General features: G+C 71.2%; 8 protein-coding genes. 4 read left to right on the forward strand and 4 right to left on the reverse strand.

The window, feature by feature from the left end; translation table 11 throughout:
* Window positions 1-108 precede the first annotated feature (108 nt).
* From LCN96_RS15125 to LCN96_RS15140, 4 genes are all read left to right on the forward strand, one after another.
* Complete coding sequence (locus LCN96_RS15125) at window positions 109-3,915, forward strand: ATP-binding protein (protein WP_225273259.1); 3,807 nt, start codon at window positions 109-111, stop codon at window positions 3,913-3,915.
* Between the two features lie 78 nt (window positions 3,916-3,993).
* The gene (locus tag LCN96_RS15130) at window positions 3,994-4,914 is read left to right on the forward strand and encodes a carbohydrate ABC transporter permease (protein WP_225273260.1); all 921 of its coding nucleotides are present in this window, start codon (window positions 3,994-3,996) and stop codon (window positions 4,912-4,914) included.
* 1 nt (window position 4,915) lies between these two features.
* A complete protein-coding gene (locus LCN96_RS15135; RefSeq protein WP_225273261.1) occupies window positions 4,916-5,857 on the forward strand; it encodes a carbohydrate ABC transporter permease in 942 nt (313 codons plus the stop codon).
* On the forward strand, window positions 5,857-7,218 hold the full coding sequence (locus tag LCN96_RS15140; protein ID WP_225273262.1) for an ABC transporter substrate-binding protein: 1,362 nt from the start codon (window positions 5,857-5,859) through the stop codon (window positions 7,216-7,218). The genes LCN96_RS15135 and LCN96_RS15140 overlap by 1 nt, the downstream gene beginning before the upstream one ends.
* 74 nt (window positions 7,219-7,292) lie before the next feature.
* Here LCN96_RS15140 and LCN96_RS15145 read toward each other — a convergent pair whose 3' ends face one another.
* The 4 genes from LCN96_RS15145 to LCN96_RS15160 form a co-directional block, all read right to left on the reverse strand.
* Window positions 7,293-8,531 carry a glycoside hydrolase family 16 protein gene (locus LCN96_RS15145; protein WP_225273263.1) on the reverse strand — a complete coding sequence of 413 codons (1,239 nt, stop codon included), beginning with the start codon at window positions 8,529-8,531 and terminating at the stop codon, window positions 7,293-7,295.
* A gap of 150 nt (window positions 8,532-8,681) precedes the next feature.
* A complete protein-coding gene (locus tag LCN96_RS15150) occupies window positions 8,682-10,895 on the reverse strand; it encodes a serine/threonine-protein kinase (RefSeq protein ID WP_225273264.1) in 2,214 nt (737 codons plus the stop codon).
* A gap of 181 nt (window positions 10,896-11,076) precedes the next feature.
* Complete coding sequence (locus LCN96_RS15155) at window positions 11,077-11,688, reverse strand: class I SAM-dependent methyltransferase (protein WP_225273265.1); 612 nt, start codon at window positions 11,686-11,688, stop codon at window positions 11,077-11,079.
* Complete coding sequence (locus tag LCN96_RS15160) at window positions 11,685-12,323, reverse strand: TIGR04282 family arsenosugar biosynthesis glycosyltransferase (RefSeq protein ID WP_318528363.1); 639 nt, start codon at window positions 12,321-12,323, stop codon at window positions 11,685-11,687. Before LCN96_RS15160 ends, LCN96_RS15155 begins: the two co-directional genes overlap by 4 nt.
* Between the last annotated feature and the right edge of the window lie 2 nt (window positions 12,324-12,325).

Genomic DNA, 12,325 nt, shown 5'->3' on the forward strand with positions numbered 1-12,325 from the left:
AGAAATGCTAGAAATCGGCGACAATCAAGTTGAATGTCTTTTCGGCGAAAAGTCGCTGATGCGTAAACTTCCGCTGCGCGCGGGAACGTGACTAATATTGGCGATCCTATGGTGAACCAGCATTCCCGGCGGCACGGCAATTTGCACTCCGAACTGACGACCTTCGTCGGGCGTGCCCGCCTGCTCGCCAACCTCAAACGGCACCTCGGCGGTTCGCGGCTGGTCACCGTCACCGGCATCGGCGGCGTGGGCAAGTCCCGCACCGTGCTGCATCTGGCGCACCAGGTGCGCCCGCACTACCCCGACGGGGTCTGGTTCGCCGATCTGGCCAGCTTGCAGGACGCGGGCATGGTCAAGCACACGATCGCCTACGCGCTGGGCATCGCCGACCAGTCCTCGCGGGCGGAGTCGGAGTCGTTGTCGGAGTGGGTGGGGCGGCGCAACATGCTGCTCATCATCGACAGCTGCGAGCACCTGATCCACAGTTGTGCCGAGCTGGTGCACGAGCTGCTGGAGGCGGCGCCCCACCTGAAGGTGCTGGCCACCAGCCGCCAGTCGCTGCACCTGCCCTACGAGCACGTCGTGCCGGTGCCGCCGCTGCAGGTGCCGGGCGACGACCCGGGCGAGAGCCTGTTCGCCAACGAGTCCGTGCGGCTCTTCGCCGCCAGGGCGGTCGCCGGTGTGCCCGACTTCGCGCTCGACGGGGACAACATCGCGCCGGTGGCCGAGCTGTGCCGCAGGCTCGACGGCATCCCTCTCGCCATCGAGCTGGCGGCGGTGCGGCTGCGGGCGCTGTCGGTGGAGCAGATCCTGGGGCTGCTGGCCGACCGGTTCAGCCTGCTGGCCGGCGCGAGCCGCACGGCGCTGCCCCGCCACCAGACGCTGCGGGCCACGATCAACTGGAGCCACGAGCTGTGCGAGCCGCCCGAGCGGCTGCTGTGGGCGCGGTTGTCGGTCTTCGCGGGCGACTTCCAGCTCGACGCGGCCCGATTCGTCTGCTCCGACGAGCGGCTGCCGCCGGAGCACGTCCCCGCCCTGCTCGGGGAGCTGGTGGAGAAGTCGATCCTGCTCTTCAAGAACGACCGCGACGGCGGGCGCTACCGGCTGATCGACACCCTGGCCGAGTACGGCGCCGAATCGCTCGCCCAGCTCGGCCAGTCCGAGCAGCTACGCCGGCGGCACCTGGAGTACTACCTGAGCCTGGCCCAGCGCAGCGAGGACGCCTGGTCGGGGGCGCGGCAGATCTACTGGTTCGTCCGCATGCGCCAGGAGCGCGAGAACGTCCGCGTCGCGCTGGATCACGCGCTGAAGTCGGCGGGCAGGCAGGTGCTGGCGCTGCGGCTGCTGTCGTCGTTGTGGTTCATGTGGGTGTGCTGCGGTTTCGCCCGCGAGGGCCGCCTGTACCTGGAGCGGGCGCTGGAGGCCAACCCTGCGGTGAGCAGGGAACGGTGCAAGGCGCTGTGGGTGCTGTCCTACGTCAAGTCCGCGCAGGGCGACAGCGCGGGCGCGCTGGCGGCGGCCGAGAGGTGCAACGCCGAGGCGGTCGAGATCGGCGACTGGCGGGCGGTCATCCTGGCCTCGAAGATGCAGGGCACGGCGGCGCTGCTGCAGGGCGACCTGCAGAAGGCCAGCGCGCTGCTGGGCATGGCGATCAAGTTCAACGGCGAGACCAGAGAGCTGAACCCCGGCCTGCTGCCCGCGATCGTCGAGCAGTCGATCGTGCTGACCGCGCAGGGCGAGCTGTCCGAGGCCGAGTCGCTGCTGCAGGACTGCCTGCAGTTGTGCGAGGAGTGCGGCGAGCTGTGGGTCAGCTCGCACGCGCACTGGGTGCTCGCGGACAACAGGCTCGCGACCGAACGGCTCGACGAGGCGCTGTTCAGCGTCAGGCAGAGCCTGCGCATCAAGCGCGACTTCCACGACACGCTGGGCACGCTGCTGGCGCTGGAGACGGCGGCGCGGATCTTCGTGGCGCTGCGGCACCTGCCCGTGGCCGCCCGGCTCCTGGGGGCCTTGCAGGACAACTGGCGCACGGTCGGGTCGCCGCAGATGGGCGCCGGCTGGATGGCGGGTCAGCACGACACGTGCGTGCAGGAGTGCCGGCGGCAGCTGGGCGAGCTGGCCTACAAGGACGCCTTCGAGGAGGGCGCCCGCCTCGACCTCGCCGAGGCGACCGCGCTCGCCCTCGGCGAGCGGGACGTGCTCGACTCCACCGCGCTGGAGATCAGGGTCACCGATGGCGACGACGACGCGTTCGCCAAGGTGGAGGACGCTGTCGTGCAGGTCGCCGGCGCCTTCGGCTTCGAGGTGCCCACGGCCGACCGGGCCCGCGACGACCGCTATGTGATGAGATCTCGGGCCGGCTCCACGGACCGCCCCGTCGATGAGCGGCTGGAGGAGCTGTTCCACGCCCTGCACGACGAGAGCCCGCGAGGCGAGCGGGCCTGGTCCGGCGTCGTCAGAGCCCTCGTCGCGGCCCTGGAGGAGGTGAACCGCGCGGCGGTGCTGGTCGAGCAGACGCTGCTGGTCAAGGTGAACGGCAAGCGGGTGATCAGGCGGCTGTCGGCGGCGGAGCAGGCCTACCTGGACAACCACCGCGTGCTGCTCAACGACCCCGCGGCCCTGCTGCACGAGCTCGACCAACTGGAGGCCGACGGAAGGCCGGTCCCGTTCCGCCGGGCCGTCCACGACGATCGCGAGCTGATGCTGGCGCACCTGGGGGAGCCGGCGGCGCGGGCCCTGGCCGGCCTGGCCGACCGCGACTTCGAGGTCTCCGTCAGCACGCCCCTCTGGGTGCGCAGCGGCCACACCGAGAGCCGGCTGCTCGCGCTGATCGTCAAGCCCCCGCCCGGGAGCGACGAGCGGACGAGCAAGGTCGTGGCCAAGACGTGCCCGCCCGGCCCGCCGTCCCGCGAGCCGGCGCAGCACGACCGGGCGTGGCGGGAGAGCCCCGTGAGGTTCCGCAAGGAGCACCTGGTCCGGCTCAAGCAGTTCTCGCCGCCCATGGAGGGCGGGGGACACGTGCTCCTGATGGACGTCGCCGGTGGCGGCTTCGCCACGACGTGCCAGCTCGCGGAGCTGGAGTCGGCGCAGGAGATCGCCGACGCCTTCGACGCGGTGGCGCACGGGCTGGTCCGCGACTGGAACGCCAGGAGGCGGCCGGAGCTCTGCTCCGATCTGGACTCGGGCGCCTATCTGCGGGGCGAGCTGCGCGGGAAGTTCGACGAGCGGGGCAGGTTGCGCGCCCTGGCGGAGGCGAACGGGCTGCTGCACCCGGATCGGCACTGGATCGCCTTCGGGGACGAACAGCACCCCCAGGTCCTGCCGAACCCGCTCGCCATGGCCGCGGGGCAGGTCGTCGCGCACTACGACGTCCAGCACCTGCGCGGGCTGACCCATGGCGACCTGCACCAGGGCAACATCCTCATCCCGCGCACCCGTGAAGGAGAGCTGCTGCCCCAGCAGTACAGGCTCGTCGATCTGACCACGTTCGACAGGAGCGCGCCCCTGACCCGGGACCGGGCCATGCTCCTGCTCTCCGTCGTCGCCGGGCACCCGCCGCAGGACGCGCACGCCGAGGAGGACCTGTTCGGCCTGATCGTGCTGGGCAAGGGGCGCCACGACCTCTTCGCGGCGCTGACGCGCACGGCCCGCGATCCCGGGGCCCAGCTGGTCGCCGACGGTTTCCGCGACGAGTGGCTGACCCAGCTGCTGCTGTCGCTGCAGGCCGCCGCGCTGCTGCACTGCTCGTTCGGCAACCTGGACGAGCGGCTGCGCTGGTGGTTCTTCCGGCTGGCCGCCCGGTGCGGCGCGGAATACCTCCGGTCCGTCAACGCGTGGCGACCGCCCGCCCGCAGCGTGCCCTTGCTCGCGCTCGCGGACGTGCGCGGCTTTCTGACGCCGCCCGCGCATCCGTGACGGAAATCAGTCGAACGCGCAGGACGGGGTAGAAACCGCCACATCACAAGGTCTACGGTGACCCGCGAAGGAGGCACCATGGCCACCCCCACCAGGCCGGTCACACCCGGCCCCGCCAAGGGAGCGCGAGACGACACGCGACTGGCGCTCCTGTTCATCCTTCCCGCGCTCATCGGCTTCCTGGTCTTCCTGCTCTGGCCGACGCTGCGGGGCATCTACCTCAGCTTCACCAAGTTCAACCTGCTCACCCCCGCCCGCTGGACGGGCCTGGACAACTACGTGCGCATGGCGCAGGACCCGGTGTTCTGGAACGCGCTGGGCGTGACCGTGTACTACGTGGTCGTCAACATCGCCGTCCAGACCGCGCTGGCGCTGGTCATCGCGGTGCTGATGCAGCGGCTGACGCGCCGGACCTGGCTGCGCGGGATGGTGCTGACGCCGTACCTGGTCTCGAACGTGGTCGCGGCGCTGGTCTTCCTGTGGATCCTCGACTACCAGCTCGGCATCGGCAACAAGGTGCTGGAGCTGGCCGGAGTGGGGCGGATCGCGTTCCTGTCCGACTCCGCGTGGGTCATCCCGACCATCGCGCTGATCAACGTCTGGCGGCACGTCGGCTACACCGCGCTGCTCATCTTCGCCGGGCTCCAGACGATCCCCGCCACCCTGTACGAGGCCGGCCGCATGGACGGCGCCAGTGAGCCGCGCATGTTCCGCAGCATCACGCTACCGCTGCTGCGGCCCGTGATGGCGGTGGTGCTGATCATCAGCGTGGTCGGCTCGTTCCAGGTGTTCGACACCGTCGCGATCGCGACCAGGGGCGGGCCTGTCGACTCCTCCAGGGTGCTGCAGTACTACATCTACGAGGCCGCCTTCAACCGCTTCCAGTTCGGCTACGCCTCGGCGATGTCCGTGGCGCTGCTGGTCGTTCTCATGATCATCACGTTCGTGCAGTACCGGCTCACCCGGGCCGGCACCTCCGACCTGGCCGCGGGAGGGTGAGATGGCGACCGTGACGGCGCCCGCCGCGAGCGACGCCCGGCAGACCGGCCCCAAGCCGCCGCCGAAGCCCCGGTTCGGCGTGGGCCGTGCCCTGGGCTGGGCGTTCATGATCCTGGTGATGATCGTCAGCCTGTTCCCGTTCTACTGGATCCTGCGTACCGCGCTGTCCGACAACAACGCGCTCTACGCGGGCGGCGACAGTCTGCTGCCCGTGCAGTTCTCGTGGGGCGGCTTCGAGCGCGTCTTCGGCATCCAGACCGGTCAGGAGGCCATCGACGCGGGCGGCGCCGGGCAGCCGATCGCGTTCTGGCGCTACCTGCTCAACTCCGTGCTGGTCGCCACGATGGTCACCGCCGGGCAGGTGTTCTTCTCCGCGATGGCCGCCTACGCCTTCGCCCGGCTGCGCTGGCGGCACCGCGAGCAGGTCTTCGCCGTCTTCCTGGCCGGCTTGATGATCCCGGCGATCTTCACGTTGCTGCCGAACTTCGTGCTCATCAAGGAGCTCGGCCTGGTGGACACCGTGCTCGGCATCGCGCTGCCCAGCATGCTGATGACGCCGTTCGCGGTGTTCTTCCTGCGGCAGTTCTTCCTCGGCATCTCGCGCGAGGTGGAGGAGGCCGCGATGGTCGAGGGCGCCTCGAAGACGCGGATCTTCTTCCGGCTGATCCTGCCGATCTCGGCGGCGCCGATCTCGACGCTGTCGATCCTGACCTACATCACCTCCTGGAACGAGTACTTCTGGCCGCTCATGGTCAGCTACACCGACAGGTCGCGGGTGCTGACCGTGGCGCTCGGCGTGTTCAAGTCGCAGAAGCCGCAGGCGGGCCCCGACTGGGCGGGCCTGATGGCGGCCACGCTGGTGGCGGCGCTGCCGATGTTGCTGCTGTTCCTCGTCTTCGCCCGCCGCATCGTCAACTCCATCGGCTTCAGCGGGATCAAGTGATGCTCAGACGACTCTTGCTGACCGCGCTCCTGCTGACCACCGCCGCCTGCGGCGGAGTCGGGAGCGGCGGCACCACCGGCACCATCGAGTACTGGCTGTGGGACTCCTCCCAGCAGCCCGGCTACCAGAAGTGCGCGGACGCCTTCCAGCGGCAGAACCCCGGCCTGCGCATCCACATCTCCCAGTACGGCTGGGACGACTACTGGTCCAAGCTGACCGCCAGCTTCATCGCCGACACCGCCCCCGACGTCTTCACCGACCAGCTCGCCAAGTTCCCCCAGTTCGTCGACCTGCAGGTGCTGCGCCCGCTCGACGACCTCGGCCCCACTAGCGACATCAAGGACTCCGACTACCAGGAGGGCCTGGCCGAGCTGTGGAAGGGCAAGGACGGCAAGCGGTACGGCGCCCCCAAGGACTGGGACACCATCGCCGTCTTCTACGACACCGCCGCGGTCAGAGCCGCCGGCATCGACCCGGCCACGCTGGACGAGCTGACCTGGAACCCGCGCGACGGCGGCACCTTCGAGCGGACGATCGCACACCTGACCATCGACCAGAACGGCGTGCGCGGAGACGAGCCCGGCTTCGACAGGACCAGGGTCAAGACGTACGGGCTGGCCGCGAACGGCGGCGGGGGCGACAACTGGGGGCAGACCCAGTGGTCGGCGTTCACCGGCAGCGCGGGCTGGCAGGCCACCGACAAGAACCCCTGGGGCGCCCGCTTCAACCTGGACGACCCGGTCGTGCAGGACACCCTGAACTGGTACTTCGGCCTGGTGCGCAAGGGCTACATGGCCAGCTTCGCCGCCATCGGCGGCAGGAACGCGATCACCCCTGACACGCAGATCCAGTCCGGCATCGCCGCGATGGGCCTGTCGGGCTCGTGGACGATCTCGTCCTTCACCAAGCTCACCGACGCCGCGGGCAGGAAGCTGGACATCGGCGTCGCGCCCACCCCGATCGGCCCGATCGGCAAGCGGGCCTCGATGTTCAACGGCCTGGCCGACTCCATCACGACGTTCTCCAAGCAGCCGGAGAACGCGGCGAAGTGGGTGAAGTTCCTGTCCGGGGAGCAGTGCCAGAACATCATCGGCGAGTCGGGCGTCGTCTTCCCCGCCCGGCCGGCGGGCACCGAGCTGGCCATCCGGTACAACGAGAAGGAGCGGGGCCTGGACGTGTCGGCGTTCACCGACCACATCAGGAACCGCACCACGTTCCCGCTGCCGGTGACCTCCAACGCGGCCGACGTCACCGCGCTGATGACGCCCGCGCTGGAGGCGATCTTCCTCGGTGAGGCCCCGGCCGCCTCACTCACCCGCCTCAACGCGCAACTCAACCAGCTCTTCGAAGTGGCCGGCTGAGAACGCGCTCTCTCAGGTGGATGGTGATGCGGAGAACGCCCGCCGGGGTTGTCGCCCCGGCGGGCGTTCTCATGTCAGGAGCGGGTCCACCGCTGGTTGGCGCCGCCCGAGCAGTCCCAGATCTGCAGCCGGGTGCCGTTGGCCGAGCTGACCCCGGTCGCGTCCAGGCATCTGCCGGACTGCGGGTTGACGATCTGCCCCGTGCCCTCGAACGTCCATCGTTGCGCGCCGGTGCCGTTGCAGTCGTAGAGCTGCACCTGGGCCCCGTTGGCGGTGGCGCCGCCGGTCACGTCCATGCACTTGCCGAGCGCCCGCACGGAGCCGTCGGCGTTCCAGGTCCAGCTCTGCGCGGCGGTGCCGTTGCAGTCCCAGAGCTGGACGGCGGTGCCGTTGGCGGGGTTGGCGCCCGCGACGTCCACGCACTTGCCGCCGTAGCCGGTGATCCGGCCGCCGGTGCCGCTGGTGGGCGGGGCGTAGACGCGCACGTAGTCGACGGTCAGGGCCTGCGGGAACGTGGTGGTGGCGTCGGGGTAGCCCGGCCAGTGGCCGCCCACCGCCACGTTCATGATCATGAAGAACGGGTGGTCGAAGACCCATCGGTTGCCGCCCAGGTCGGCCGGGGTGCGGCGCTGGTACTCCACGCCGTCGACGTACCAGATGATCAGGTTGGGCGACCAGTCCACGGCGAAGGTGTGGAAGGCGTCGGCGAAGGGGCTGCCGATGGTGTAGCCGGCGCCGATGCCGCCGGCACCGGAGTAGCCGGGCCCGTGCAGCGTGCCGTGCACGGTGTTGGGCTCGCGGCCGATGTTCTCCATGATGTCGATCTCGCCGCTGTTGGGCCAGCCGACCGAGCCGAGGTCGTTGCCGAGCATCCAGAACGCCGGCCAGATGCCCTGCCCGCGCGGCAGCTTCATGCGTGCCTCGAAGCGCCCGTAGGCTCGGGTGAAGGTGGCGGAGGTGAGCAGGCGGGCGGAGGTGTACTGGCAGGTGCCGTAGTGGCACTGGTAGCCGGACGGGTTCTCGCGGCGGGCGGTGATCACGAGGTTGCCCGCGCCGTCCATGGCGGCGTTGCGGGTGCTGCTGGTGTAGTACTGCTGCTCGTTGTTGCCCCAGCCGCTGCCGCCGATGTCGAAGCGCCACTTCGACTGGTCGACGGCGCTGCCCGCGGCTCCGTTGAACTCATCGGACCAGACCAGCGGGCCGGGGGCGGGGGCGGCGCTCGCGGTGCCGGCCAGGGGGGCGAGCAGGGCGATGACCGTGGCCAGGGCGGCGCCCAGGGCGAGTAACGGTCGGGGGTGGGGGGTGCGTGCCATGGGGGTTACCTCATCGGGTCCATGGATGGAGATTTACCAGGTACCTTCCGGCAAGGTGATGGGTGCTGTCAAGAGAGCGCTCTCTCGCATTGACGGGGAGGGGCCGCGCTTTTCTACGCGGGGTTTTCTCAAGGGGAGGCGGGATGGCTCTCAAGGGGAGGCGGGGCCCAGGCTCCATCCGGTGATCTTGCCTTTGACGTCTCCGGCGGCCAGCCATGATTCGCCTTCGTCCTCAGTGATCACCACCGAGTAGACGCGCCCGCCGGGCGACCTCAGCGGGTCGCCGACCAGCTTGCCGGAGCGCAGGTCCCACACGCGGACGGTGCCGTCGAAACTGCCCGAGGCGACGACGGCGCGGCCCTTCACCCTGCCCACCGCCAGGCAGGCCACCTCAGCGGTGTGGCCCGAGAACGAGGTCAGCTCCTTGCCGTCCCGCAGATCCCAGACCCGGACGATCCGGTCGGAGCCGCCGCTGATGCCCACCGGCGTGCCGTCCATCACGGCGGTCGCCACGGCGAAGACGTCGTTGCCGTGGTTGCGGAAGGTGGCGCCCTTGGCGCCGGTCTCCAGGCTCCACACCTGCGCGGTGTCGTTGGCCGAGGCGGTCACCGCGTACGGACGGCCGTCGGAGGTGCCGGTGGCGATCCCGAAGATGGGGTCGCCGCCGGGCGCCTTGGGCTGGGGGCCTGCGTTCTTGCCCGTCGCGGGGTCCCACACGTGCAGCTTCCCGGCCGCGTCGCCGCTGACCAGGACCGTCCTGCCGGACACCTGGGCGGGGGCGAGCGCGTACACCATCGCCTGATGGCCCTTGTAGACGGGGCCGAGCGGCTCGTCGCCCTGCGCGGCCGAGGCGAGCACCCCGCCGTTCTGCAGCCGTCTGAACGTGGCCGCCTTGCCGTCCACCTCGCCGACGTCGATGGCGGCGTCCTTCTGCTCGCCGTCACGGGAGTTCCTGAGCGTGGCGAGCTCCGCAGGCGGCGTGCCGAACTTCCACGCCTTGGCCACGCCCTTGGTGCTGCCCGCCAGCACCACGCGCTGCCCCTCGTGCGTGGTCACCACCACGGTGTTGACCTCGCCGCCGAGGGCCACCTCGCCCAGGCGTTCGCCGTACGGGCGGGCGGTGGCGGGGGTGGGGGGCTGTGACGTCGGGCCCTGCGTCGTGCTGGTCGTGGCCGGAGGGCGGGCCGTCGTCGGCGGGGTGGTCTCGCCCGTGCGCAGGGCCACCACGATCACGCTGATGAGCACCGCGACGGAGGTGGCCGCGCCCACCACCAGGAGCCTGGACCGTCTGCGGCCCTCCGGCGGCGCCTCACCGGCGGACGGGGGCGTGAGGGACGAGGCCGTCCAGGCGTTCGCCGGGCCGGGCTGGGAAGCGCCGGCGGCGGGGAAGGCTCCGCTGTGCGGAGAGCCGGGCGCGGGAATTCCGGACGATGGTGCCGAGGTGTGCGGCGCCGAGGTGTGCGGCGCTGACGTGTGCGGGGCTGCTCCTGGAGTGGCCGCGGTGTGCGGGGGCGCGGATGGGCGGGCGGCGGAGCCTGCTGCGCCGATGGGCCTGGTCACCGTGGTCTGGTCGTGGCCGATGAGCAGGTTCAAGGCCTCGTCCGCCGTCGGGCGTTCCTGCGGCGTCTTGGCCAGGCAGCGGATGAGCAGGCCGCGCAGCGGCTCGGGCACGCCGTCCAGATCCGGCTGGGCGTGCAGGATGCGGTACATCACCGCGGGCATGGTGTCGCGCCCGAAGGAGGGACGGCCGGTGGCGGCGAACCCCACGGTCACCGCCCAGCTGAACACGTCGGACGCGGGCTGCGCGGGCTCACCGGCGATGACCTCCGGCGCCATGTAAGCGGGGGTGCCCACGGAGCCGCCGGTGACGGTCATGTCGATCGCGCGCGCGATCCCGAAGTCGATCACCCGGGGGCCGTCGGAGCCCAGCAGCACGTTCGACGGCTTGAAGTCGCGGTGCACGACCCCGGCCCGGTGGATGGCCGCCAGCGCGGTGGCCGTGCTCACGGCGATGCGGTCGAGCGCCCCCTTCGACCGGGGCCCGTTCTGGCGCACGGAGTCGTCCAGCGACGGGCCGTCGATGAACTCCGAGACGATGTAGGGCCTGTCGCCGTCCACCGCCACGTCCAGCACCCGCGCCGTGCAGAACGCCGCCACCCGCATGGCCGCGTCGACCTCGCGCAGGAAGCGCTCGCGTGCCTCGGTCATCCCCGCCAGCCTGGCGTGCAGGACCTTGATCGCCACCTGCTCGCCGGATGGGTCCTCGGCCAGATAGACCACGCCCTGCCCGCCCTCGCCGAGGCCGCCGATGATGCGGTAGTCACCCAACCGGGTCGGCTCGCCGGTGTTCAGGGGGCGGAACATGGTTCTCGACGATACACGTTCGGCAGATCAACGGCGATCCCGCACGTACGCGGTGAAATCGCCGGGAATGTGGCGCTGCCACGGGGTTGATACGGCACCCGTGCCCGCGCCCCCGCATCCCGCTCTGTGTGCGCGGCTTCTGGGTGCGGGCTCTGCCTGCACGGCCGTGTGCGTGTGGGGTTCAGTGCAGGCGGGCGAACCAGCGGTCGTGGGCGGCCCAGGAGTCGGCGCCCGTGAAGCCGGCGGCCAGGGCGACGCGCTCGACGTCGGGCGCCGAGACGGTCGCCCAGCCGAACCACTGCCCGGCCAGCCGCCCCCTGCGCAGCCGGAGCCGATCCACCCGGCTGCGGGTCCCGGGCGGCGCGACCTCGGCCAGGACGGTGCCACCGGGCCGGAGCAGGTGCCGGACCCGGTGCAGCAGCGCCGCGGGGTTGCCGCCGATGCCGATGTTGCCGTCCGCGAGCAGCGCGGTGGCCCAGCGGCCGCTGTAGGGGAGGTCGTCGAAGACGTCCCGGAGCAGGGCGAACCCTCCGGCCCGGCGGGTCAGGGCGACGGCGCGCGGGGTGATGTCGATGCCCAGCGAGCGGATCCCGCGCCGCGTCAACGCCACCGTGAGCCGCCCGGGGCCGGAGCCGACGTCCAGCGTGGGGCTGGCACAACGGCTCAGCAACTCCTCGTCGCCCTCGATCGGCTCGAACCAGCGCGACGCCTCCAACGGCACGCGGGTGCCGTCCACGTACTCGATCTCGACGCTCTCCCCGGCGAGGGCGTCGGCGTACAGCTCGCCGATCATCGGCCCAGCTCCCGCAGCGCGGCGGCGAAGCACGAGCCGGGTGCCGCGGCGGCGACGGCGGTGGCGTCGGCGGCGGTGTCGACGTCGATCAGCTCGGGCAGGTGGTGGACGGTCAGGCCGGCGCGTTCGAGCCGGTCGAGCTGCTGCTTGCCGGTCTCGGGATGCGACATCGGCACCCCCAGGAGCAGCGCCGGATCCGGCCGCCGCAGGCCGAGCAGCCAGAAACCGCCGTCGGCGGCCGGGCCGTACACAGCGTCGTGCCGCTCCAGCGCCTGCCCCGCCTCGCGCAGCAACGCGGGCGTGACCTGCGGGGTGTCCATGCCGATCAGCACGACGGGGTCCGGCCGCAGCCGGTGGGCGTCGGCGAAGGCCGCCGCCAGGCGTTCGTCGAGACCCGCCCCGCGCTGCGGGATCACCACGAACCCGTCGGGCAGCCAGCGGCCGGGCAGCCCGTCCAGGGCGAGCACCCGCTGGGTGGCGGGCGCCGCGGCCACGGCGCGCACGCTGTCACGCAGCGCCGCCTCCGCGAGCGCGGCGGCCTCGACCCTGCTGTACGGCGGGGTCAGCCGCGTCTTGACCCGCCCGGGCCGCGGTTCCTTGGCGATGACCAGGAGCTGGTGGTTCAGTGTGCTCAGTC

It is taken from the genome of Nonomuraea gerenzanensis, from assembly GCF_020215645.1.
Taxonomy (GTDB): domain Bacteria; phylum Actinomycetota; class Actinomycetes; order Streptosporangiales; family Streptosporangiaceae; genus Nonomuraea; species Nonomuraea gerenzanensis.